The 23,932-nt window shown below is 72.3% G+C and carries 16 protein-coding genes; 9 read left to right on the top strand and 7 right to left on the bottom strand.

Going from position 1 to position 23,932, the window contains the following annotated elements:
* Positions 1 to 54: 54 nt before the first annotated feature.
* The 3 genes from BMY97_RS18310 to BMY97_RS18320 all read left to right on the top strand — a co-directional run bounded on the left by BMY97_RS18310 (position 55) and on the right by BMY97_RS18320 (position 3,819).
* Positions 55 to 1,026: a M64 family metallopeptidase gene (locus BMY97_RS18310; protein ID WP_091618074.1), complete on the top strand. Its 972-nt coding sequence runs from the start codon at positions 55 to 57 to the stop codon at positions 1,024 to 1,026.
* Positions 1,027 to 1,160: 134 nt separating this feature from the next.
* Positions 1,161 to 2,018, top strand: a complete 858-nt coding sequence (locus BMY97_RS18315; RefSeq protein ID WP_091618075.1) for a HalD/BesD family halogenase — start codon at positions 1,161 to 1,163, stop codon at positions 2,016 to 2,018.
* A 40-nt stretch (positions 2,019 to 2,058) separates the two neighbouring features.
* Positions 2,059 to 3,819 (top strand): choline/carnitine O-acyltransferase, encoded by a 1,761-nt coding sequence (locus tag BMY97_RS18320; protein WP_091618076.1) that lies wholly within the window; start codon positions 2,059 to 2,061, stop codon positions 3,817 to 3,819.
* Positions 3,820 to 3,877: 58 nt separating this feature from the next.
* Here the strand turns inward: BMY97_RS18320 and BMY97_RS18325 are convergent, their stop codons facing one another.
* From BMY97_RS18325 to BMY97_RS18330, 3 genes are all read right to left on the bottom strand, one after another.
* The gene (locus tag BMY97_RS18325; protein WP_091618077.1) at positions 3,878 to 6,262 is read right to left on the bottom strand and encodes a hypothetical protein; all 2,385 of its coding nucleotides are present in this window, start codon (positions 6,260 to 6,262) and stop codon (positions 3,878 to 3,880) included.
* A gap of 137 nt (positions 6,263 to 6,399) precedes the next feature.
* Positions 6,400 to 6,522, bottom strand: a complete 123-nt coding sequence (locus BMY97_RS49150) for a hypothetical protein (protein WP_281246907.1) — start codon at positions 6,520 to 6,522, stop codon at positions 6,400 to 6,402.
* A 494-nt stretch (positions 6,523 to 7,016) separates the two neighbouring features.
* Positions 7,017 to 7,508, bottom strand: a complete 492-nt coding sequence (locus tag BMY97_RS18330; RefSeq protein ID WP_091618078.1) for a transglycosylase SLT domain-containing protein — start codon at positions 7,506 to 7,508, stop codon at positions 7,017 to 7,019.
* Between the two features lie 291 nt (positions 7,509 to 7,799).
* Between BMY97_RS18330 and BMY97_RS18335 the strand changes: the two genes are divergently transcribed.
* The 5 genes from BMY97_RS18335 to BMY97_RS18355 all read left to right on the top strand — a co-directional run bounded on the left by BMY97_RS18335 (position 7,800) and on the right by BMY97_RS18355 (position 14,020).
* Complete coding sequence (locus BMY97_RS18335) at positions 7,800 to 8,225, top strand: MmcQ/YjbR family DNA-binding protein (RefSeq protein ID WP_091618079.1); 426 nt, start codon at positions 7,800 to 7,802, stop codon at positions 8,223 to 8,225.
* 128 nt (positions 8,226 to 8,353) lie between these two features.
* Positions 8,354 to 9,190, top strand: coding sequence for a sugar phosphate isomerase/epimerase family protein (locus BMY97_RS18340; RefSeq protein ID WP_091618080.1), 837 nt, complete (start codon positions 8,354 to 8,356; stop codon positions 9,188 to 9,190).
* Positions 9,187 to 10,326 carry a Gfo/Idh/MocA family protein gene (locus tag BMY97_RS18345; RefSeq protein ID WP_091618081.1) on the top strand — a complete coding sequence of 380 codons (1,140 nt, stop codon included), beginning with the start codon at positions 9,187 to 9,189 and terminating at the stop codon, positions 10,324 to 10,326. Before BMY97_RS18340 ends, BMY97_RS18345 begins: the two co-directional genes overlap by 4 nt.
* Positions 10,323 to 13,457 carry a GH92 family glycosyl hydrolase gene (locus tag BMY97_RS18350; protein ID WP_091618082.1) on the top strand — a complete coding sequence of 1,045 codons (3,135 nt, stop codon included), beginning with the start codon at positions 10,323 to 10,325 and terminating at the stop codon, positions 13,455 to 13,457. Before BMY97_RS18345 ends, BMY97_RS18350 begins: the two co-directional genes overlap by 4 nt.
* Before the next feature lie 59 nt (positions 13,458 to 13,516).
* Positions 13,517 to 14,020 carry a hypothetical protein gene (locus BMY97_RS18355; RefSeq protein ID WP_143086224.1) on the top strand — a complete coding sequence of 168 codons (504 nt, stop codon included), beginning with the start codon at positions 13,517 to 13,519 and terminating at the stop codon, positions 14,018 to 14,020.
* A 529-nt stretch (positions 14,021 to 14,549) separates the two neighbouring features.
* Here BMY97_RS18355 and BMY97_RS18365 read toward each other — a convergent pair.
* Both BMY97_RS18365 and BMY97_RS18370 read right to left on the bottom strand, forming a co-directional pair.
* Entirely contained in the window at positions 14,550 to 15,077 is a 528-nt protein-coding gene (locus BMY97_RS18365) for a hypothetical protein (protein WP_091618084.1), read from the bottom strand.
* A complete protein-coding gene (locus BMY97_RS18370) occupies positions 15,067 to 19,467 on the bottom strand; it encodes a DUF6531 domain-containing protein (protein ID WP_143086225.1) in 4,401 nt (1,466 codons plus the stop codon). The genes BMY97_RS18365 and BMY97_RS18370 overlap by 11 nt, the downstream gene beginning before the upstream one ends.
* A gap of 305 nt (positions 19,468 to 19,772) precedes the next feature.
* On the opposite strand from BMY97_RS18370, the gene BMY97_RS18375 reads away from it, so the two are divergent.
* On the top strand, positions 19,773 to 20,903 hold the full coding sequence (locus BMY97_RS18375) for a DUF3089 domain-containing protein (protein WP_177231415.1): 1,131 nt from the start codon (positions 19,773 to 19,775) through the stop codon (positions 20,901 to 20,903).
* 12 nt (positions 20,904 to 20,915) lie between these two features.
* Here the strand turns inward: BMY97_RS18375 and BMY97_RS18380 are convergent, their stop codons facing one another.
* Positions 20,916 to 23,207 (bottom strand): FtsX-like permease family protein, encoded by a 2,292-nt coding sequence (locus BMY97_RS18380; RefSeq protein WP_091618086.1) that lies wholly within the window; start codon positions 23,205 to 23,207, stop codon positions 20,916 to 20,918.
* Entirely contained in the window at positions 23,204 to 23,917 is a 714-nt protein-coding gene (locus tag BMY97_RS18385; RefSeq protein WP_091618214.1) for an ABC transporter ATP-binding protein, read from the bottom strand. Before BMY97_RS18385 ends, BMY97_RS18380 begins: the two co-directional genes overlap by 4 nt.
* Positions 23,918 to 23,932 lie beyond the last annotated feature (15 nt).

Raw genomic sequence — 23,932 nt, forward strand, 5'->3', positions numbered from 1 at the left:
GCCGAAAGTCGGGATCGTGGAAGGGCTCTCCTCCCGTCCCCGCAAGGAGTCCCCATGCGACGAGCCTGTCTCGCGGTCGCGCTGAGCGGCGCGCTCGCACTCAGTACCGCCCCCGCCGCGCCGGCGGCTTCCGGCTTCACCACCTCGATGGAGGTCTTCGAGCCCGGCGGCAGCATTCACCGGGTGACGGTGACCCGGCCCGCGTCGGACCGGGCCGCCGCCCGGATCGCGCGCCCGGCCGACGTGGTCCCGATCGAGCAGAACGGCCCCAGCGACACCACTTTCGACCTCGTCGTGGTCGGCGACGGCTACACCGCCGACGAGATGTCCACCTATTCCGAGCACGTCAAATCCAGCATCGACCAGTTGTTCTCGATCGAGCCGTACAAGAGCTACCGCAAGCAGTTCAACATCTGGCAGGTCAACGTCGTCTCGCAGGATTCGGGCGTCAGCAACGATCCGGACCAGGGCATCCAGCGCAACACCGCGCTGGGCTCGTACTTCTGGTGCGGCAACACCGAACGGCTGCTCTGCGTCGACGAGACCAAGGCGAAGCAGTACGCCGCGGCCGCACCGGACGTGGACCAGATCCTGGTGCTGGCCAACAGCACCAAGTACGGCGGCTCCGGCGGCGAGGTCGCGACGTCCTCGGGCGGCAACGCCGCCTCGAGCCAGATCGTCCAGCACGAGCTGGGCCATTCCATCGGCGGGCTGGCCGACGAATACGACTACGGCACCTGCGACCCGAGCGAGCCGTCCGAGCCGAACGCGACCTCGCTGACCGAGGCCCAGATGCGCGACCAGCAGGCGAAGTGGTACCAGTACCTCGGCCGGCCGTCACCGGACGGCGGCACCGTCGGCGCCTACGAGGGCTCCCGCTACTGCCAGACCGGGATGTACCGGCCCAGCGAGAACTCGATCATGCGCACGCTCGGGCAGCCGTTCAACCCGCCCAGCACCGACGCGATGATCGCCGGGTTCTACCGCGAGGCCCCGAGCCTGGCCCCGCACCGCCGGGCTGCCTGAGCCGCGCCAGTAAAGGCTCCTGATGACTTTGTGTCACCGCTCACAAACCGACGGTTGAGCAGCGGGGTTCTGTGCTACCTCTTTTCCTCACGTCCAGGGCAAGCGCCGAGGCTTCACCTGCCGAGAGGACTTCGATGAGCACCTCCGTGGCCTCACTGGAGATGGTCGACACCGGCCGCTACCCGCTCACCGAGCCGGGCAGCCCGGCCTGGCGGGAGACCGTCGAACGCACCCGCGCGGAGCTGGCCGACGTCGGCTGCAGCGTCCTGGCGCACTTCATCCGGCCCGAGCTGCACGAGGTGCTGCGCGCCGAGTGCGCCGCGCTCGAGCCCCACGCCTACACCAAGATCGAAAAGGTCAACGCCTACAACACCGCCATCGGCGAGCCCCTGCCCGAAGACCACCCGGGCCGGACGATCATGGAGCGCGGCAACGCCTTCGTGGCGCGGGACCACGTCCCGGCGTCGTCGCTGATCAGCCGGCTCTACACCAGCCCGCTGTTCCAGCGGTTCGTCGCCGACTGCTTCGGCCGGCCGCGGCTGCACGAGCTCGCCGACCCGCTCTCCGGGCTGACGCTCAACGTCATCGCCCCCGGCCGGGCGCACCCGTGGCACTTCGACACCAACACCCACACCGTCAGCCTGCTCACCCAGGCCGCCGCCGAGGGCGGGACCTTCGAGTACTGCCCCAACATCCGGTCCGCGGCCGACGAGAACTTCCCGGCGGTCCGGGCGGTGCTCCGGGAAGACGGCACCCATCCGGTGCGCCGCCTCAAGCTCCGCCCGGGCGATCTTCAGCTGTTCAAGGGACGCTTCGCCTTGCACCGGGTCAGCACGGTGGAAGGCGCCGTCGCGCGCCACTCCGCTATCTTCGCCTACAGCGAGCGCCCGGGGGTCGTCGGCAGCACGGAACGGACCAGGCAGCTGTTCGGCCGGGTCCTGCCCGTTCACCTCGGCGGGCGCACCGGCCGGGGCGACGAGCTGCTGGATTAGGTCACCGGGCCCTTTTCACCCTCGACCGAGAAGGAAAACCGTGAGCAGTCCGGAATGGTCCACCCGCACCTTCGGCAACGACGACCGGCTCCCCCGGGTCCCCGTCCCCACCCTGGAGGCCAGCGGCCGCCGCTTCCTCGAGTGGTGCGCGCCGCTGCTGACCGCGGCAGAGCTGGCCGAGACCGAAGCCGCGGTCGCCGGGTTCCTCGCCCCGGACAGCCCGGCGCACGGGCTGCAGGCGGCGCTGGAGGAGTACGACCGCTCGCCCGGCGTGCGCAGCTGGCTCGACACGTTCTGGCCGTACCGCTACCTCGGCCGCCGGGACCGGATCGCGCTCAACGCCAACTTCTTCTTCCTGTTCCGGGAGTCCCCGCTGGGCCAGGCGGAGCGCGCGGCCGAGCTGGCCGCGGCCGCCGTCGACTACAAGCTGCGGCTCGACGGCGAACTGGTGCCGCCCGTGCTCGTGCGGGGTGCGCCGCAGTCCATGGTGCAGCACAAGTTCCTGTTCTCGGCCACGCGGATCCCCGGCGTGGAGCTGGACACCGCGCGCACGCCGTACCGCGAAGGCTGGGAAGGGCCTTCGCACGAACGGCACATCGTCGTGTTCCACCAGAACACCCCGTACCGGATGGACGTGCTCGACGAGGACGGCCGCCCGTACTCCCCCGGGCAGCTCGCCGACGGGCTGCGCGCGATCCTCAAGGACGACCACGTCACCGACATCGCCGCCGGGCACTTCACGACGAAGGCCCGCGCGGAGTGGGCGGCCTCGCGGGCCGCCCTTCTCGAGGCGGGGAACGGCGAAGCGCTGGAAACCATCGAGACCGCGCTGTTCTGCCTGTGCCTGGACGACTTCACGCCGTCGACCGCGCTCGAAGCCGGCGACCGGCTGCTGCACGGGGACAGCGGCAACCGCTGGTTCGACAAGGCCGTGTCGTTCATCGTGTTCGCGGACGGCACCGCGGGGATCAACGTCGAGCACTGCGAACTCGACGGCACCACGATCCTCGGCTTCACCGACGCCGTGCTGAACGGATCGCCGGCGACACGCGAGCCGGCTTCCGGCGTTCCCGGCTACGAGGTGGTCCAGTTCGAGCTGACCGACGCGCTCCGCGAAGACGCGCAAGCGGCCGGGGCCGCCTTCAAGGCGTACGCGGACGCGACGGCGACGCAGACGTTGTCCTTCGACTTCGGCGCGAACCGGGCGAAGGAACTCAAGATGTCGCCCGACGCGTTCGCGCAGATGGCGTACCAGCTGGCGCACCGCCGGGCGAAGGGCCTGACCGGCGCGACGTACGAATCGATCGCCACCCGGCAGTTCCAGAACGGCCGCACCGAGGCGATGCGGGTGGTGACGCCCGAAGTCGTGCGCTTCGCCGACCTCATGACCGACGAAACGGCTTCCCCGGACGAGAAGCGCGAAGCCTTCCGCGCAGCCGCCGCGAAACACGTCGCCCGCGCGAAGGAATGCCAGGCCGGGGACGCGCCGGAGCAGCACCTGTGGGAGCTACAGCTGATCGGGAAACGCCGCGGTGACACCGAAACGCCGGCGCTGTACTCCTCGCCCGGCTGGCTGAAGTCGCGTGACGACTACCTGAGCACCAGCTCCGCGCCGTCGGTCAGCATCCAGTACTTCGGGTTCGGCTCGACCAGCCCGCAGTGCATCGGCGTCGCGTACGTGCTGCTGCCGGACCGCTGGAACATCTACCTCAGCACCCCGCAACACGTCTCGGCAGAGATGCGCCGCTTCGCCGACGAGCTGACCCGCGCGGTCCTCGAACTGCAGGAACTCCTGGCCTGACAAGGACTTCCCCCGGCCGGACGGCCACCGCGGCGGGCTGCCGCGGTGGCCGTCACGGTCAGATCGCTGCGGTGCCGCGGCTGACGGAAGTCCCCGCGGGGACCCAGAAACCGGCGTACGAGGTGTCCGTGCGCTGCCCGGCCGCGTTGGCGCTCCAAGCCCGGACGGAAAGCACGTACTGCGTCTGGTCCGCCGGCACCGTGACCTCGAACGCCCCCGCGCCGTCGGCCCCGGGCCGGACGGTCACGTCCGGACCGGGTCCGCTGGCTGTCTCCACGACGTACCCGTAAGAGGCGAGGCCCGGCTGGACCGGGGTGACCGTGCAGTGGATCACCTGGCCGGGCCGGACGTCCCCGGTCGCGTCACAGGTCAGCGGCGGGGCCGCCGAGCGAGGCGAGAACGAGTAGTACCCGGCTTCCGACACCGTGCCGTCGGCGAACGTGGTGGTGGCGTTCAGGTACTGCGAATCGACGGTGAGCGGGGTCAGCACGGCACTCGCCGTCCCGTCCGGGCCGGCGGGCACGGTGACCGGGTCCCCACCGCGGTAACGGTAGGTGTAGCTCACCGCGCCCGGGATCGGTGACGAGAAGGTGAACGTGCCCGGCGTCGTGACGTACGCCCCGACGGACCACTTCGGGTACTCGACGCTGGTGATCGTCGGACCGTTCGTGTCGGCCACGATGTTGACCTCGTTCGTCGCCGACACCAGTCCGGCCCCGGTCGTCGTGTGGACACGCAGCCAGTGCTGGCCCACCTGAGCCGGGACGATGGTGACCTGGGCGGTGCCGTCCGGCCCCACCGGGATCGTCACCGGGTCGCCGTAGTCCCAGTCGTAGGTGAAGGAGACCGAGCCCGGCAGCGTGGCGTGCAGCGTGAAGACGGCGGGGTGGGCGGTCATGACGCCACCGGGCACGTCGACCACGGGCAGGCCCCGGTCGATCGGGATCTGGCTGTAGCCGGCGCTGGACAGGTTTCCGTTGGTCATCCGCGCCCGCACGCTGACGTCGTAGCGCTTCGCGGCGTCCGTCGGCGTGACCGTGATCGTGGCGGTGCCGTCCGGGCCCGCGGGCACGGTGGTCTCGGGCCCGTTGTCGATCTGGTAGAGGTACTCGGTGGCGCCGTTGTCGCCGTAGGGGCTGAACTGGCACTGCCGGGTCTCGCCGAGGTAGGCCTGGGCCGGCGTGCACGCCATCGAAGGACCGTTGTGGGCCACGAGGAACCAGTACTCGCCCGACGGGCCGCGGTTGCCCGCGACGTCCACTCCGGACGCGACCATGCTCATCGGCCCGTCGGTGCGCGGGGCGAACCGGACCGTGGCCTTGCCGCCGGGCCGGTCGGCCGCGACGTAGCCGCTGTCCCGGTCGCCGACATTCCACTGGAAGCCGGCGATCTGGGTGTCCCCGCGGGCGTCGAGGGTGAAGTCGCCGGGGATGCCGGTGCCACCCTTTCCGGGCCCCTCGTACGTGTAGTCGGCCGAGGTGATCACCGGGGCCGTGGCCGGCGCGGTGAAGTCGGTGGTGAACCGGCAGGTCTCGCTCCACGCGCTCGTGGCCAGCGAGTCATACGCGCGGACCTGCCACGCGTAGGTGACGCCGTCCGCCAGCTGCGCATCGGGGTCGTACGAGGTGGTGGTGCTGTAGACGCCCCGTGTGCCGGTGGCCCGCTGGTCGGGGTGGTCCACCGGCCACCAGGCGAACTCGGCCGAGAAGTCCGGGTCGTCCGGGTCGCTGACGGCCGCCGACATCGTGGACTCGCCATGGCGGACGAGCGGGGCTTCCGCGCAGGCGTGCGTGCCGGTCTTCAGCGCGCTGGGCGTCACCGGCGGCTGGTTCTTCTGGATGCTGAGGTACAGCATCGGCCGGTAGGCGCGGCCGAAACGCGGGTTGTGCTGCTGGTCGTCCGGCAGGCGCAGGACCATCGTCAGCGAGGTGCGGCCGGCGTCGATCGCCTGCTGCAGGGCCGGCGCGGCGTCCCAGTCGAGGTAGTCCGACGGGCAGGCGTCGAGGCTGCCGGGGCCGGGCACCTTGCTCAGCTCCCGGGGCTGGTTGTCCCACGTCGGCGGGTTTTTCGCCGGGGCCGTCACCCACAGCTCGGTGCCGCGCGGCGCCGAGCAGTCGGCGACCGCGGTCTCTTTTCCGGACAGCTCCGCGGAAATCACCTTCGCGCCGCGCAGACCGGAGAGGTCGAAGGTGAAGTAGGACTTCGAAACGTGCTTCTGGTGATCGGCCGTGACTTTCGCGCCGATCGGCGCGTCACCGGCCGGATCGACGAAGCTCTTCCTCGGCTGGGCCGAGTCGGTGTAGGACCAAGACGTCGACTGGACCGACGTGATGACGGTCGCGTCGGCCGGCGACGCGAGCAGCGCCGTCCCGGCCGTGAGCAGTGCCGCGGTGACGGCGAGGACGCCCGCTCTCGCGGGCAGCGTCGATCTTCCGGAGCCCAAAAGGCTCACCCCCTGTGTGCCGGCGGCCGCCGCTGCGGCCGATCCGATACCGACACGCGCGGAGGAGGCGGACGGTTGCCCGCAAACCGGCACGGGAAGGACGAATCCCTCCCACCACACCGGGTTCCGGTTGGTTACTAGCAGACCTGCACCCCGTCGATGATGTTGTCGATGTGCAGGCTGGACAGGTTGGGCTGGTTCTCGACGGCGGTCGAGGTCCGGACCGTGACGAACGCGCTGCCGTTCCAGTTCGAGAACACCGCGGTCGCGTGGCCGGTCTGGTTGTTGCGGTAGGACGAGGTGTGGTCGTTCCAGTTCCCGGCGCCCAGGTGGATGGACGGTCCCGGACCGGTCCGCTTCCCGTGCCGCGGCGCCGGCGGCGGCCCTGCCCGAGCGGCGACGTCTGCCTGAACGACGGTTACAACTACACCGGCGCCCAGCTCAACCTGTACTACTGCGGGTTCTACAACCTGGGCACCGCCGGGTTCGCCGCCGGCGGTGCCGCCTGCGCGGTGCCGGCCGCCCGGCCAGGAGCAGCGCGCCGAGTAGCGCAACCACGGTCTTCCGCATCATTGTCGATCATTGCCTTCCGTTCCCTCGACCGGGCGGCCTGCCCGGCCTCCGGGGACGACAGTGCCGAAAGCAGCCTGCAGAAACCTTGCCGTGTGCCGGTGCAAGGTTTCTGCAACGTCGACCGAGGTGCGGGTCCCGGCGTGGCTCGTGACCACGCCGGGCTCCGCTGCGCGTCTTGTGCTCAGCCGCCGACCTGGTTGGCGGCGGTCTGGGCGCGGGACATGTACTGCTGGTAGGCGCCGTTGAGGTAGGTCGTCCACGGCTGCCAGTTGGTGCCGCCCGAGGAGATGTTGTACGCGGCCTGCGCGCAGCCGGCGGGGTCGAACGCCTGGCCGTCGGACACCTCCGGGTGCCAGCGGTTGCTGATCTGCCAGACGCCGCGGTCGTGGCTGCAGTCGGTGTTGATCAGCACCGCCTGCGTCCAGCCCTGGCTTTCGGCCAGCGCGACCGCGATGGAGATGACCAGGCCGTTTCCGTGCAGGTTCGCGTTGCGCGCGTACTGCGCGATCTGCACGTCGCTCAGGTGGTCGCCGGCCAGGATGCTCTGCTGGGTGCAGTCCAGCGGCTGCACGACCTGGGACGGCTCGGTGCCGGCTGTGGCCAGCGGGGCGGTGATCAGCGCGCCGGCCAGGACGAGCCCGGACAGCACGGAAACACGGCGGAAGTACGTCATTACCGACCTCACAGTCATTCGAAGCGGGGATACGACGTGCCGGCCCGGCAGGAGACGCCATCCCGCCACCGGCCCGGTGGAAACCGAACGGTCGAGAAGCGACCAGCTGGCGGATTGGTCTGGACAAATTTACCGCGTGGCGGACCGGTGCACAAGCACCGGCGAACCCACCGGGTCCGTTATCCCCACACCACCGTCGAGCGCTCGGGATTCGCCGGCGCATCGGTGGTTCGGGCGAAGTGCGCCCCGCCGCCGTCGACGATTCCGCCCGGCCCTGCCTACGCTGGGCCGATGCCGGACAAGAAGAGCCGCCCCGCCCGGGTCGAGGACGTCCACGAGCTCGCGCTGGCCATGCCGCACACCACCGTCGAGCGCGGCTCCGGGGACAATCCGGTCTACCAGGTCGGCGGGAAGTCGTTCATCTTCTTCCGCAACCCGCGGCCGGACGCGGTCGATCCGGACACCGGCGAGCGCTACCCGGACGTGATCGTCTTCTGGGTCGGGTCCGAGGCCGACAAGCAGGCGATGGTCCAGGACGAGGGGTCGCCGTTCTTCACCACCCCGCACTTCGACGGGCACCTGTCCGTGCTGCTGCGCGCCGGCCGGATCGGTGAGCTGAGCCGGCAGGAGGTGGCGGAGGTGGTCCAGGAAGCGTGGTTGTCACGCGCCTCGGCGCGCCGCGCGGCGACGTGGCTCGAGGAGCACCCGCTGGAGTGACCGGCCACTGTGGACAGTTCCGGTGGCCGGGACAGGTCGCGGCGATCTTCTCGTTCCTGCGAGGATGGCGGGACCTCGCAGTCCCGGCGCCACCCGGTCGGTGGCTTGAGTGCAGGAGGTTTCGGGTGATGGCCGCTCCGACGTGGGTGTTGTCGGGTTTCGGTGACGAGATCGACGCGGATCCGGTGGTGCAGCTCGCGGTGCTGGAGGCGCTGGGCGCCCGGCATCTGGAGTTGCGTGGCGCTTGGGGCACCGGCGTGCTGGCTTTGGACGCGCAGCAGCGGACCGCCTTGCGGAAGCTGCTGGACGAACGCGGGTTCAGGGTCTCCGCCATCGCCTCGCCCCTGGGGAAGGTCTCGCTCGACCTCCCGGTCGAGGCCGAGGTGACCCGCCTGGGCACCGCGATCGAGCTGGCGCGGGTGTTCTCGACCCGTTTCATCCGGATGTTCTCCTTCTACCAGGAAGGACGCGACCCGGCGGGCATGCGCGACGAGGTCCTGGTGCGGTTACGGGCCATGGCCGCCCTCGCCGAGCGGGAGGACGTGGTGTTGCTGCACGAGAACGAGAAGGACATCTACGGCGACACCCCGGACCGGGTCGTGGACCTGGTCGAGTCGGTCGGCTCCGAGCACCTGCGGGTGGCGTGGGACGCCGCGAACTTCGTGCAGGTCGGGGCCCGCCCGTTCACCGACGCCTACGCCCGCCTGCGGCCCTACCTGGACTACCTGCAGATCAAAGACGCCCTCGCCGCCGACGGCCGGGTCGTCGCCGCGGGCGAAGGCGACGGCGAGGTGGTCGAAACCCTGACCGCGCTACGGGACGACGGCTATCAGGGCTTCATCTCCCTCGAACCCCACCTCTCCGCAGCCCACGCCACCGGCGGGTTCTCCGGGCCCGCCGCGTTCGGCCGGGCCGCCCGGGCCTTGCGCGGCATCACCGACCGGCTCGGGGTGGAACTCGCATGACCGGCACGATCCGGGTCGCCCTCGCCGGCTGCGGCGTCATCGGCCGCAACCACGCCCGGGTGATCGCCGAGCACCCCGCGTTCACCTTGGTGGCGGCCGTCGACCCGGTCACCGGCAACACCGCCCGCCTGATCGCCGACCACCCGTCGACGGTCGCCTACACCGGACTGGCGGACGCGCTCCGGGAGCAGAACCCTGACCTGGTGGTGATCTGCACCCCGAGCGGCACCCATCTCGAGCTGGCCCGGCAAGCCGTCGAGGCGGGGACGCACGTGGTGATCGAGAAACCCCTCGACGTCAGCGTCGCGCGGGCGGCGGACTTCGCGGCACTGGCCGAACAAGCCGCGGGCCGGGTCGTCACGGTGATCAGCCAGCATCGGTTCGACCCGGCCAGTGCCGCGGTCGCCCGCGCGGTCCAGGACGGCCGGTTCGGCACGGTGACCTCCGCGGTCGCCTCGGTCGCGTGGTGGCGGGACCAGGCGTACTACGACGGCGGCGCCTGGCGCGGCACCTGGCAGCTCGACGGCGGCGGCGCGCTGATGAACCAGGGCGTCCACACCGCCGACCTGCTGCTGTGGTTCCTCGGCCGCCCGGTCGAGGTGCAGGCGACCGCGGGGCTGCTCGCCCACGACCGCATCGAAGTCGAGGACACGGTGGCCGCGACCGTGCGGTTCGAATCCGGCGCCCTCGCCGTCCTCCTCGCCACCACCGCCGCCTACCCCGGGCTGACCACCCGGATCCAGGTCCACGGCACCCGCGGATCCGCCGTCATCGACAACGACCGCCTCGAGTACTTCCACAGCCACACAACCGGAAGCGGCCCGGCCGGTGCCGGGAGTGTGACCGGCGGCGCCCTCACCGGGAACCAGGCCGAGGCCGAAGTCGGCTTCGACGACACACCCGCCGGACCCCGCCGTGAAGACGACTTCGTCCTCGGCCACCGGCGCCAGTACGACGACATCGCGCGCGCCGTCGCCACCGGCACCGAACCCGCCGTCACCGTCCAGGATGCCCTGCGGTCACTGGCTTTCGTCCGAGCCGTGTACGTGTCCGCCGCCCTCGGCCGGCCCATCGCCATCGCCGACGTGCTCGCCGGCGAATACTCCGACGTTCACCTGGATGTGCGCCCGGCATGAACCGCTTCACGCTCACCACAGCCGCGGGGCCCGCGCACGCACCGGCCGGACGGGCGGGCCAGGGCCTCGACGTCTCCCCCGTCCACGAGTACCGGATCGACGGGGCTGCGGCCGGCGCCGTCTTCGTCGCCGAGCTGCCGCTGGAGCGCGCGGTCGTCGAGGCGGCCGACGTGCTCGAATACGCGGTCTTCCCGGTGCTGGACCGCTCGCGCGAGGACATCCGCGACGGTTACGGGGCGACCGCGGTGATCGTCGACCTCGTTTTCGGCGACGGGACCCGGCTGAGCGATCTGGCGGTGTCCGACCAGCACGGGGCACGCCATGATCCGGCGGCGCAGTACGCCTCGAAAACCGTTGCGGCAGACCAATGGACCTTCAAACGGGTGCGCCTCGCCGCGGCTGCCGGGCGCCGGGTCGTGCGGGCCGAGGTCCGGATCGTGGTCCAGTCCGGGGGCTCGGCCCTGACCGGGTACGTGAACGCGGTCGCCGTCCGCCCGGCCCCGGCGCCGCCGCTCGACCCGGTCGACCGGGTCCGCACGACCCGGGGCAGCCACTCGGCGTTCGAGTACTCCCGCGGCAACACCGTGCCACTGGTCGCGGTGCCGCACGGCGCGGTGTTCGGCGCGCCGATGACCGACGCGGCTTCGGTCGAGTGGACCTACACCTACGCGGCCCACAACCGTGACGACGGACGTCCCGCGTTGCAGGCCTTCGCCACCTCCCACATCCCCAGCCCGTGGATCCGCGACCGCGGCGTCTTCCAGGTGTTCCCGGCGCTCGCGGCGGCCCCGGAGCTGGACCGGGCGGTGCGGGCGCTCGGGTTCGACCGCGCGAGCGAGTCGGACCGGCCGCACCGGTACGCCGTGGTGCTCGACGGCGGCATCCACGCCGAGCTGACCGCGGCCCGGTTCTCCCTCGTGCTGCGCTTCCGCTTCCCGCAAGAGCGCGGCTCGCTGATCTTCGACCAGGCGGACGGCCCCGGCGGGCTGACCCTGCCCGAGCCGGGGCCGTCCGGCGCGGTGGTGCGCGCGTTCACGGACGGCACCGACGACAGTCCCCGGATGTTCGTGCACGCCACGCTCGACCGGCCGGTCCTCGCCGCGCACGCCGACGGCCCGCGCGGGTCCGTCCACCTCGGCCTCGGGCCGGACCGCACGGTCACGGTCCGGCTGGGCACCTCGTTCCTGGGCCTCGCGCAGGCCGAGGCGAACCTGCTGGCAGACCTCGGCCCGGACGGTTTCGACGCCGTGGCCGCGCGGGCGCACGAGGCCTGGGCCGGGCGGCTCGGTCAGGTCCGGGTCGAAGGCGCGGCCGAGGACCAGCTGACCACCCTCTACTCCAATCTGTACCGGCTTTTCCTCTATCCCAACGAAGCCCAGGAGGAGACGCCGGACGGGCCGCGTTACGCCAGCCCGTTCCCGCCGTCGGCAAAGCCCGACACCGCAACGGAAACCGGCTGCCGGATCGAGCCCGGGCGGCTGAGCGCCAACCACGGCTTCTGGGACACCTACCGGACCGTCTGGCCCGCGCTCACGCTGCTGCGGCCCGAGGACGCCGGGCGCCTGCTCGACGGCTTCCTCCAGCACTACCGCGACGCCGGCTGGACCAGCCGGTGGAGCGCGCCCGGGCCGATCGACAACATGACCGGTACCACCACCGACGTCATCTTCGCCGGCGCGCTGGCCGCCGGGCTGCCCGGCCTGGACCCGCTGGCCGCCTACGATTCCGCGCTGCGCAACGCCACCGTGGCCGCCCCCACCCCGCTGGTGGGGCGCAAAGGCGTGCGCTCGCAGACGTACCGCGGGTTCACCGACACCACGGTCGCCGAAGGCATGTCGTGGACGCTCGACGCGGCCATCAACGACAGCGGGATCGCGAAGATGGCCCGGCTGCTGGCTTCGCGGCTGCCCGCCGAGAACCCCCGGCACTCGGAGCTGGCCGCCGACGCCGAGTACTACACCGCCCGCGCCGCGCGGTACGCCACGGTCTTCGACCGGCGGATCGGGTTCTTCCAGGGCCGGAACCCGGACGGCGGGTGGCGGGTCCCCGAACCGGGCGACTACGACCCGCGGGTGTGGGGCGGCGACTACACCGAGACCAACGGGTGGGGCACGGCGTTCACCGCGCCGCACGACGGTGCCGGCCTGACCACCCTGTACGGCGGCCCGGAAGCGCTGGAACGGGCGCTCGACGAGTTCTTCGCCACGCCCGAAACCGGCCGCGCGGAGTTCAAGGGCACCTACGCCATCACCATCCACGAGATGGCGGAGGCCCGCGACGTCCGGATGGGCATGCTCGGCCTGTCCAACCAGCCCGCCCACCACATCCCGTTCATGTACGCGTTCACCGGCGCCCACCACAAAACCCAGCGGATCGTGCGGGAGGCGCTGCGCCGGCTGTTCCTCGGCTCGGAGATCGGCCAGGGCTACCCCGGCGACGAGGACAACGGCGAGATGTCGGCCTGGTACCTGTTCGCCGCGCTGGGCCTGTACCCGCTGGTGCCCGCGAGCGACGAGTTCGTCCTCACCACGCCGCTGTTCCCTCGGGCGGACGTCGCGCTGCCCGGAGGGAAGACGCTGACCGTCCGCACGATCGGCGACCCGGGCGGCGACTACATCGCGGGCGTGACGATCGACGGTGCGGAGTGGAACGAGATCTCGGTCCCCCGCCGGCGGCTCAGCGACGGGGCCGAACTCGTCGTCACGCTCTCGCCCGAGCCGACGAACTGGGCTGCCGCAAGCATTCCGGCCTCGCTGACCCCACCCGGCGAGGCTCCCCGGATCCGGCTGGACCTGACTAGCCCCGGCCCCCACCCGGCGTTCGACGACGTCGGTGAGACGACCACCCGGCTCGGCGCCGGTGACGAGATCGGCTACACCTTCGATCAAGCCGAGGCCACGACGCTCTACACCGTGACCGTCGCCGAGGCGGGCGTCTTCGCGTGGCGCCTCGAGGGCCGCGGCGACGACGGCGAGTGGCGCGCCCTCGACCGCCGGGCCGCCGAGGAGTTCCGCTGGGACGGGCAGACCCGGCCGTTCCTGCTGCCCTCGACGGCCTCCTACGCGGCGTACCGGCTGGTGGCCGCTGGCGCGTTACCGTTGGTGCAGCTGGAATTGCTCGCCCAGCGGTGAACGGCTGCCGCAGCGGCCCCTTGCTGCAGCGGGCTTCCCGTCAGTCTTCGGTGACGCGGATGATCGTGTTGCCCGGAGTCCGCTTGCCGGGGCTGAACGCGGCGCGCGCGTCGGCGAGCGGGCGGACGGAGGGCTTCGACCGGCCGTCGCGTACGCGGGCGGCGATGCCGGTGAGCTGGGCGCGGTCGGCCTCGACGACGAAGAAGACGGCTCGCCCGCCGCGCGGCTGGATCCGGGGCGGCTCCGCGATGGTGACCAGTATGCCGCGGGCGCGCCCCAGCAGGGTCGAGGATCGGCCCGCCGATCACGAGGTCGGCCTCACCGGCGTCTTCGGGGTTTTCGCTGTCCAGGCCCAGGAAGGTGTGCCCGCCGAGGGCGAGCGCGCGGTCCCGGCCGGCGGCCCGGCCGGTGCCGACGACCCGAGCGCCGAGCTCGCGGGCGAGCTGCACCGCGAGCCGGCCAGGCCGAACACCCGCTGCCCGACGGTCAGCCCCGGTGGTGCCGTACCCCAGCTCGGCCACGACGCCCGACAGCTCGTGCCCGGGCACGCTTCTCGGGGTTAAGCACCCGGCCGTACGCGGTGATCAGGCCGCCGGCGAACTCCACCGTACCGACCGAATAAACGCGGCCCTCTCGGTAGCACACCAGCACGGGCTTGCGCGCCGCGGCGATCTTGCCGCCACCGTCGGTCACGTACACCGCGTCCGGGCCGTCCGCCCGCAGCCACACGTCGTGGGGCACGTCCTCGGCGTCGGCCACGCTGCCCAGCAGGCGGTGGGCCCCGAACACCGCCGGCCGATGCGTCTCCCACCCGGCGCCGAGCGCCTCGTCCCGCCGGGGCCCCGGCCCTGCCCGCGCATCTCCTTCCGGCGCCCGGCCTGTCCACAAAGGATTAGCAGGTTCGGCGCCCGCCCGGCGCCGGCCTGCCGCCGTGGCCCGCCGCAACTTCCGGAGCGGTCCGATCCACCAAAGTGGCCGCCGCCGGGCGGGTTCGTGGTCTTTCCGCGGTCGCCGGGCAAGGTGATCACGATCTTCGCGATCTGGCCGGCCAAGCCCAAGGCGAAGGAGACGGCCGGGGTTTCGCGGCCCCGGTCACGGCAGGGTGGGCACAACGGTCTCCCACTCGTCGAGTTCGCGGCGGAGTTCTTCGTCCTCGAGCTGTGACGACAGGGCGAGCGCGGGCGCCACCATGATGCGGACGCGGCGCAGCCTGCGCATCACCGGGACGTCCTCGGCCCGCAGCGACCAGCGCGTCCCGGCGGCTTCGGCCGGCGTCATCCCGGCCAGGTCGAGGCAACGCCGGGCCACGCGGTCCGGCCGGAGGCCCTCCGGGCGGACACCGGCGGGCAACGCGAGGGACAGCCCGGCCTCCCGCGTCGCCACCTCACGGCCGTCCAGCCCACCGGTCTCGAGCGCGGTTTCCAGCGCCGCCACGGCCAGCTCCGCCCACGCCCGCCGCTCACCGTCGGGCGTTCCGGGCCCGGTCGCCCGCAACGTCACGTGCTGGACCACGCCGAGCCACCAGTTCGTGTCGGCCGCCGGCGGCCGCAGCGCCAGCAGGCCGGTACGCCGGGCCGCCGGGTCCTCGAACCTGAGCGCGTCGAGTTCGTCAGCCTCCACCGACGGTGCTCCTTTCCCACGTGTCGGGCACACCGTAGCGGCCGAACGCGTCCACGCCCTCCTGGACCACCGCGTCCCCGTTGTGCGCCACGCCGTGGAAGTAGTGACCGCTGTGATTGTCGATGTCCAGGCCGAAGTAACCGCCGGAACTGCCCGCGACGTTCGCCTGGCCGGCCGCCCGGACGCGGCTGCCGTCCGCGATGGCGGCGTGGCTGATCTCGTCGCCGTTCACGGTGTGCGGGGCGACCCGCAGCTCCCCGCTGTCGGTGACCACCCACTTCAGCTGCCCGTCACCCGAGCTGAGCATCGCGTCGAACTCGGGGGTGCCGGGCGTTGTCGGCGTGACCCCGTTGCGGCGCATCACTTCCCGCTCCGCGTCGAGGTCCTCCGGCTTCTGGTTGGCGAAGGTGCAGCCCTCCAGGCCCAGCGGGTCGATCCAGCCGGTCGGGTTGGGCACGTACCCCTGGGTGTTCGGTGACGGCGCGAGGCCGAGCGGATCGTGCGACAGGTACTGCCCGGCCGCCGGATCGTAGTAGCGGTGGTAGTTGTAATGCAGGCCCGTTTCCGCGTCGAAGTACTGGCCGGGGAAGCGCAACGGGGTGCTCGCGCGGTCCGCCGGCCGGAAGAGCTCCTCGCCCCACAGCGTGCCCTGCCGGCGCCAGGCCAGGTCCCCGTGCTCGTCGACCAGCTCGGCCGCCGCGCCGACCAGGTCGGTGACGATCGAGTAGAACTGCCGGTCGACCCACTCCTGCTCGCGGTCGCGATGGGTCTGGCCGACCGGCCGCTGCCCGCCGGGCGCCCAGTCCCAGGTGGTCGCGGCGGTCCCGTTGCGCACCTGCTCGGCGAGCGTGGCGCCGTCCCAGACGAAGTCGACCTGCTCGGTCACGCGAACGCCGTCGGAACCGAGGCGCTGCTTGGCGATCCGCCGCCCGAGCGGGTCGTAGCGGTAGCGCCACCGGGCCCCGTCGGGCGTGGTGACGCCGACCAGATGGTCCTCGGAGTCCCAGCGGTAGTGCCAGGTGGCGGGCTTGGCGGACAGCCGCTTGCGCTGGCGCAGGACGACCCGGCCCTGTGCGTCGTGGCGGTACCGCAGCCCGCCCGCCGAGCGCAGCAGGGTGCCCGCGAACTCCCGGCGGGCGGGTGCCTCGCCGGGCCCGGCCGACGCGGTGAGGCCGCCGGTCGGCCCGTACGCGTACTGCTCCGCCCAGCCGGGGGCCGCCACCCCGGTGACCCGGCCGGCCGGGTCGAGCTCGAACCGGCTCGGCCCCGCCACCTGGTCTTCGATCCCGGTCAGCAGGCCGTCGGGCCGGTAGTGGTAGTCCCGCCGCTGCACCGCCCGCGGCCGGGGCGAGCCACCGGCCACAGTGGACAGTGTCTGGGAGACGAGCCGGTGGTCGGTGTCCCAGGCCTGCGCCAGGATCGCGCCGGTGTCGACCAGCCGCTCGATCTCGTGGCCCGCCTGGTCGTACCCGAAGCTCAGCACCCGCGCGCCGGTGTGCAGGGCCGTCGGCCGGTGACTCGCGTCGTACTCCCAGACGCTGCGCAGCCCGGTCGCCGTGGTGCGGGCGACCCGCCGGCCCGCGGCGTCGAACTCCGAGCGGACCGTGTGGCCGTTGACGGTCTCGGCCAGCACCCGGCCGAGCGCGTCCCGTTCGAAGACCACCTCCGCGTCGCGGTTGACCGCCCGGCTCAGCCGGCCCATCTCGTCGTAGGCGAACCTGGTGACGTTGTCCGCGGACCGGCGCTCCACCACCGCGGCGAGCCGGTCGCGGAGGAAGACCGTGGACTCGCCGGCGCCGTTCGTCCGGCGTTCGAGCCGGCCCGCGGCGTCCCGCTCGTACCGGAGCACCCGGCCGTCGAAGTCGGTTTCGGTGACCAGCCGCCCGGCCGCGTCGTACTCGTAGCGCCAGGTCAGACCGGCCGCGTTGCGGACCCCGACGATGCGCAGTTCGGTGTCGTACTGGTACTCCAGCCGTGATCCGTCCGCCTCGGTGCAGGTCTTCGGCAGGCCGAAGTGGGTGTGCTCGACCCGGCTGCGGCTGCCCAGCGCGTCGACCCGCTCGACCTGGTGGCCTTCCGCGTCGTACCGCCAGTGCTCGGTGGCGCCGCCCGGCAGCGTGCGCGACAGCAGCCTGCCTTCGACCGTCCAGGCGAGCCGGGTGGTGCCCCCGCCGGCGTCGGTGAAGGAGGCGATCCGGCCGAACCGGTCCCGGGTGCACGTGCTCACCTCGCCACCGGGGCCGGTGACCCGCACCGGCAGGCCCGCGGCGTCGGCCTCGATCGCCTTGGTGCCGCCGGCGGGATCGGTGACCGTGGCGAGGAAGCCCCTCGCGTCGTAGGCGTACCGGGTCGTCGCGCCCGCCGGGTCTGTGGCGGAGGTGAGGTTGCCGGCCGTGTCGTAGGTGCGCCGCCAGACCCCGCCGTCCGGCTGCACCACGGTCACCGGCTGCCGGAAGCCGTTGTACTCGGCCAAGCTCTGGCTGCCGTCCGGGCGGGTGACGGTGACCAGGTTGCCCTCGTCGTCGTAGGCGTGCCGGGTGGTCCGGCCGGTCGGATCGGTGCGGGAGGTCAACCGGCGCAGGCCGTCCCACTCGTACCGGGTCTCGTGCCCGAGCGGGTCCACCTCGCGGGTCAGCTGGTGCAACGCGTCGAAGTGGTAGGTGGTGACGTTGCCCAGCGAGTCGGTCTCGCGGGTGATCCGGTTCGCGGTGTCGTACTCGAACGTGCCGGTCAGCATGTCGCCCGCGCCCTCGGTCCGCACGCACCGGCCTTCGTGGTCGAAGGCGTAGGCGTACCACTCGCCGACGCGGTCGTCCCAGCGGACGATCCGCCCGGCGGCGTCGTAACGGAAGCGCAGTGCCTCGCCGGAAGAGTTCGTCACGGCGGTCAGCCGCACACCGTCGTAACCGAACCGGCCCAGCACGACGTCTTCGTCCGGGCCGTGCACGAGGCGGAGCCCGGTGACCCGGCCGTGCTCACTCTCGACGGCGACGTGGTAGCCACCCGAGTGGCGCACGGCCGTGGGCACGCCGTCGGCGTCGCGGTCGAAGTCGATCCGGTTGCCCCGGCGGTCGACGATGGCGGCCAGCGCGGCCCGCCCTCCGCCGGCCGGCGGGAAGATCAGCGTGCGCCCCGTTTCCGGCTGGCGCAGGACGTGACCCCCGTCCGCGGACCGGCTCAGCGGCCACCGCGAACCCACCGCGGGCAGGACCCCCGCGCCGTCGGCGGGCGGGGCCGGGTAGACCAGGATCACGCCGTCCGGACCGGCGAAGCACACGCCCTGCCCGTCGAACTCCAGCCGCTGGTCCAAAGTGGACGACCAGGACGGGCCGAACAGCCGCCCCGAGCGGTAGGACGACACGTGCGTGCGCCGCAGCACCAACGGCAGCACGCCCGGCAGCTCCAGATCCGTCTGCACCATGAACATCTCGCCGGTGGCCGCGTCGACGGGCTCCTTCTGCCCGCAGCGCCCGGTCGGCTCTTGCGCGCGGTCGCCCGGATTGGCCGCGTCGTCACGCAACGAGCCGCCGGTGTCGTCGCCGTGCCCCGCCGGCCCGGCGTCGTGGCCGCCCTCCGCCGCGCCGGGGTGCGTGCCCTCCGCGGCGGAGGACGGATGCGTGCCGTCCCCGCCCCCATGGCCGTGCAGCTCGGCCATGACCTTCTTGATCGAGGCGAAGATCTCCTCGAGCTTGCTCATCAACGGCCGCAGCTTCTCCACCGAATTGATCAGCTTCTTGACCACCGCGCCGATCTTCTCCGTCCACGCGGCCACCTGCTCCACGACCTGCGCGACCACCACCGGCGTACCCAGCCCGAGCGAGCACACCTCCTCCAACGCGTCCTGGATGAAGTCCCCGACGGCCTGGGTGACCATGTCCCGCACCAGCATCCGCACCGCGCCGGTGATCACCCCGACGACCTCCACCACCGTGCCGATCGCCGACGCGCACATCGACGCCGCACCCAGGTGATCGATCTTCTCCTTCAGATTCGCCCGATACGCGTCCGCCGCCGGACCCCGCCAATGCGCCGTGTCCTGCGTGACCGTGGTGGACAGATCCTTCGCAGCCTGGTCCACCGCGGTGGCGATGTTCTTCCACGTCTGCGCGAACGACGCGATCCGATCCCCGTCACCGGCCAGCTGATTCAACGCGTCCTGCAACGGCTTGACGTGCTCGATCAGCCAGTTCAACCCGTAGGAGATCAACGTCCCCACCGGGTTCATCGCCATCGTCAGCGCATCCAGCCCCGCCCCCAGGACCCCCAGCCCCGCCTCGACCCAAGAGCCCGACGAGATCCCGTCACACGCCGACGCCGCGTCGTCGATGATGTTGATCCCCGAATGCCACGTCGTCGAATCCTGCTTCGCCGCGACCAGCGGATTGCTCATCCCCCACCGCCCTTCACACCTGCTCCTTCGGACGTGACGAGGAAACCACCGGGTTCTCGGCGGCTGGCCGGGAGCGGCGCGAAATACCCGGATGGTCTAAATCGAGTGTCCGAATTTTACCGAATATCCGAATGTCCGGCCGGGGAATTCCGGGCACGGTGTGGTGACTGCTGTCGCTTCGGTCTTGACGGATCACCGGCGGCTGGCGAAGCGTCGTGTACAACAGGCCGGCCACTGGCGCCGGCCCCACGAGGCACGAAGAGGATTTGATGAACCACTCGGCCAGACGCTGGTACCGCAGCGGTGTGGCACAAGCGTTGACGCTGGTCGGCGCGCTGCTGGTCACCGCGATCGGCGTCACGGCCGCCGCCGCTCCTCGCGCCCAGGGCTCCGACGCGCCCGGGACCGTGTGGCTGTGCCGCCCCGGCCAGCCCCACGACCCTTGCTCGATCGGGCTCGACGCGACCGCGGTGGCCGCGAACGGCGCGAAGACCCTGGTGCCCGCCAGGCCCGCGGCCGCCTCGCCGTTCGACTGCTTCTACGTCTACCCGACCGTCAGCGGCGAACCGGCGATGAACGCCGACCTCCGGATCCAGCCGGCCGAGATCGGCGCGGCCCGGTTCCAGGCCTCGCGGTTCTCCCAGGTCTGCCGGGTCTGGGCCCCGATGTACCGGCAGACCACCCGCGCGACGATCGCCGCGTACCCGGACCTGAATCTGCCCGCCGAGTCGATCAGCACCGCGTACAGCAGCCTGAAAGCCGGCTTCGAGGACTACCTCGAGCACCACAACCACGGCCGGCCGATCGTGTTCCTCGGCCACTCCCAGGGCGCGGCGATGCTGATCAAGCTGCTGTCCGGGGTCGTCGACCACGACGCGAAGCTGCGCGATCGCGTCGCCCTCGCCGTCGTCCTCGGCGGGGACGTCGAGGTCAAGCCGAGGTCGACGACCGGGGGCAGCTTCCGGCACCTGCCGGTCTGCACCCGTGCCGGGGAGGCCGGCTGCGTGATCGCCTATTCCAGCTTCCCCGGCACGCCGGGGGCTTCGGCCTTGTTCGGCCGCCCGGGGCAGGGCGTCGCGCTGCAATCGGGGCAGACCGCCAAAACCGGCGTTCAGGTCGCCTGCGTCAACCCGGCGGCGCCCCATGGCGGAAAGGCCGCCCTCGAACCGTTTTTCCTCGCCACCCGGGCCAACGCGGTCAGCACCCCGTGGGTCACCTATCCGGGGCTCTACTCCGCGCGCTGCAAGACCGGCGCGGAAGGCGCGGCCTGGCTCGAAGTGACGAAGTCCGCCGGCGCCAAGGACAAGCGCCGAGTCGCCCCCGTCTGGCCCGGTGCCGATTACGGGTACCACCTGAACGACGCGAACCTCGCCCTGGGAAACCTGGTCTCGGACGTGGCGGCCGCCGAATCGACGTGGACGGCCGCCCACCACTGAGGACTCCCGGCGTCACTCGGTGCGCATCGAGGCCAGCCGGGCCGCGCCGCGCAGTGACGGGAGCGTCACCACGGTCACCAGCAGCACCAGTGCGGCCGCGGCCGCGCTCAGCACCCCGACCGCGAGCCAGTCGACGACGAGGCTCGAGCGGGTCAGGCGGGCGCCGAGCGCCGCCACGCCGATCCCGGCCACCACCGCGGTCACGATCCCGAGCACCAGCGGGATCGCGTTCTGCCACACCACCGACCGGGCCAGCACCCGCACCGGGACCCCGGTCGCGGCGAGCATCGCGATGGTGCGCCGCCGTTCCCGCAGCTGTTCCAGGCCGAGCACCAGCAGGCTGACCCCGGCCAGCAGCAGCGTGAACACCGACGCCGCGAGCAGCCCGGCCCGGATCGCCAGGTACGCCCGCTGGCTGCTGCTCAACGGGAACGGGTCCGGCACGTACAGCGAGGCATGCCAGGCGAAGGGCGCGAGCGCGTTGCGGGCGGCCTCGGCGAAGTCCGGATTGCTCGAGCCGGCCTTCACGGTGCCGGTCGCCCAGACCCGGCTCAGGTCGAGCCCGGCCATCGCGCCCGGGGTGACCATCAGCTCGGCAGTGCCGGCGCTCTCCGGCACGGTCACCGGGATGAGGTCCGGCACCGTCCAGGTGCCCAGCGAGCGCTGTTGCTCGTCGTAGTAGGTGGCCGCATAGGACTGTCCCGAGTGGACGGAATCCGTGGCGCGCCGATCCACGTAGACGGCGCCGTCGCGGCAGTCCCGGAGCGCGGCCAGCTCCCGCCAGGTCGCGCAGCCGGCGACCTTGATCCCGTACGACTGGGCCGGATCCGGGCCCAGCAGCTCGACCGATTGCGCGAGGTGCAGGGGACTCACGCCCGGCAGTTTCGCCAGCGCGGCCGTCACCGCGCCGCCGGCCGAGGGGTCCGCGTCCACCGACATCTGCGTGTCGTCGCGCTGCGGCCGCGGACCGGGGTCGAATGCCTGGGCCTGCCCGGTCAGCAACGACTGCAGCGCGATCGCGCCGGCGAGCACCACCGCGAGCCCGGCGACCACCCGGGCCGGGGTGCCGCTGTCGAGCTGCAGGCGGCGGACCGCGAGCTGGAACGCCGGCCGTCCGACGGAAAGGCGCGCCACCGCGCGCTCCAGCAGCCACGGCAGCAGCGCGGGAACACCGACGAGCAGGCACGCCACCCCGCCCACGACGGCGATCGTCGTCAGCGTGGAGCTGTCTCGCACCGTCAGCGTGCACAGCACGGCGATGCCGGCGAGGATCGGGATCAGCCGCCACCACAGCCGACGCTTGATCGGCTTCGTGCGCCGGACGACGCCCAGCGGCTCGATCGCCGTGCCCCGCAACGCGGCCAGCGTGCTCAGCACCGAGAGCGCGGGCACCGCCAGCACGATCAAGACCACCAGCGGCCACGGCGGCGCCACGTCGTCGACGAACAGGCCGCCTTGGCGCACCTGGACCGACGGCGCCAGCTGCCGCAGGGCGAGGAACGCCCCGGCGCCGAGCACCAGCCCGGCCGCCGCGGTGACCAGCGATTCGGCGGCTGCGATCCGGCGTACCTGCGGCAGGTCCGAGCCGACCAGCCGGAGCGCGGCGAGCCGCCGGTCCCGCTCGGCGCCGGCGATGCGCGCGGACGTCGCCACGAACACGAACACCGGCGCCAGCAGGGAGACGATGCCGATGATCAGCAGGGCCAGCAATCCGGGGTCGAGCCCGGCCGACTCGGTGGGGGCGCCGAAGGAGTAGACCTGCTTGCCCGGCAAGGAAGCATCCGCGCCGACGTACGCGCGCAGGTCGTCCGGGTTGGCGAGGCCCGGCTGGCTGATGGTCCCGGTCACCGGCCCGGTGAACCGCGGGCGCAGCATTGTTCCGGCGTCGGAGCGCAGCAGCTCGGCGAGCGCCGGGGACAGGATCGTCTCGCCGGGCGCGGGAATCCGCTCCAGTCCCGGCGGCACCGGCGACGCGGGGCCGCTCGCATGGACGTAGCGGACCGAAATGTACTGGCCCCGGAAGGACGTCTGGTCGTCGCGCAGGGACAACGGCGTCACCCCGGCCACCGGCGTGGCGACCCCGACGCCGGCGAGCTGGCGGCCGTCGCGCTGGGAGATCGCGTGGTCGGCCGAGGCCGCGAACAGCAGCACGGTGACGGCGACCCCGACGCCGATCGTGCCGAGCAGCAGCCGGGCGATCGCGGTCCCCGAGGCCCGGCCGCCCCCGACGGCCAGCCGGATCCCCAGGGCCAGATCGCCGGTCCAGGCGGCGAAGCGCCCGCGGCGCCGGATCGGCGCGCTCATCGCGGCGACCGGGCCGGCTCGGCGGCCGCGAGCCCGACCTGACGCGATTTCCCGTCCCGCACCACGATTTCGCGGTCGGAGTAGGCGGCCACCCGCGGCTCGTGGGTGACCAGCAGCACGGCCGCGCCGCTCTCCTTGGCCGCGGCGACGAGCAGCCGCATCACGCGCTCGCCGTTGAGCGAGTCGAGCGCGCCGGTCGGCTCGTCCGCGAACACCACCCGCGGCTCGGTCACCAGCGCCCGCGCCACGGCGGCCCGCTGGCCCTGGCCGCCGGACACCTCCCCCGGCCGCTTGTCCGCGGTGTCGCCGACCTCCAGCCGGTCCAGCCATTCCCGGGCGAGCTTCTCGGCCGGCCCGCGCCGGAGCCCGTCGAGCCGCATCGGCAGCGCGACGTTCTCCAGGCAGGTCAGCTCCGGCACGAGCTGCCCGAACTGGAAGACGAAGCCGAAATCGGTGCGCCGCAACGCACTGCGCTCGCGGTCCGGCATCGCCGAGAGCACGCGGCCGGCGTAGCGGACCTCGCCGCCGTCCGGCTGGACGATCCCGGCCAGGCAGTGGAGCAGGGTCGACTTCCCCGAGCCCGACGGGCCCATCACGGCGACGACCTCACCGGCGTGCAGGTCCATCCCGGCGCCGTCGAGCGCCTGGGTGGGCCCGAACGATTTGCGCAGATCGACGGCGCTGAGCAGCGCGCCCCCGGTCGGTTCCATGAGCTTCCCTCGATC

Origin of the sequence: Amycolatopsis saalfeldensis (assembly GCF_900110575.1) — a bacterium.
Lineage (GTDB): Bacteria > Actinomycetota > Actinomycetes > Mycobacteriales > Pseudonocardiaceae > Amycolatopsis > Amycolatopsis saalfeldensis.

Coding starts and splice junctions, on each gene's coding strand:
- BMY97_RS18310 (WP_091618074.1), top strand. CDS start 55: ATGCGACGAGCCTGTCTCGCGGTCGCGCTGAGCGGCGCGCTCGCACTC.
- BMY97_RS18315 (WP_091618075.1), top strand. CDS start 1,161: ATGAGCACCTCCGTGGCCTCACTGGAGATGGTCGACACCGGCCGCTAC.
- BMY97_RS18330 (WP_091618078.1), bottom strand. CDS start 7,508: ATGACGTACTTCCGCCGTGTTTCCGTGCTGTCCGGGCTCGTCCTGGCC.
- BMY97_RS18335 (WP_091618079.1), top strand. CDS start 7,800: ATGCCGGACAAGAAGAGCCGCCCCGCCCGGGTCGAGGACGTCCACGAG.
- BMY97_RS18340 (WP_091618080.1), top strand. CDS start 8,354: ATGGCCGCTCCGACGTGGGTGTTGTCGGGTTTCGGTGACGAGATCGAC.
- BMY97_RS18345 (WP_091618081.1), top strand. CDS start 9,187: ATGACCGGCACGATCCGGGTCGCCCTCGCCGGCTGCGGCGTCATCGGC.
- BMY97_RS18350 (WP_091618082.1), top strand. CDS start 10,323: ATGAACCGCTTCACGCTCACCACAGCCGCGGGGCCCGCGCACGCACCG.
- BMY97_RS18355 (WP_143086224.1), top strand. CDS start 13,517: ATGATCGTGTTGCCCGGAGTCCGCTTGCCGGGGCTGAACGCGGCGCGC.
- BMY97_RS18370 (WP_143086225.1), bottom strand. CDS start 19,467: ATGAGCAATCCGCTGGTCGCGGCGAAGCAGGATTCGACGACGTGGCAT.
- BMY97_RS18380 (WP_091618086.1), bottom strand. CDS start 23,207: ATGAGCGCGCCGATCCGGCGCCGCGGGCGCTTCGCCGCCTGGACCGGC.
- BMY97_RS18385 (WP_091618214.1), bottom strand. CDS start 23,917: ATGGAACCGACCGGGGGCGCGCTGCTCAGCGCCGTCGATCTGCGCAAA.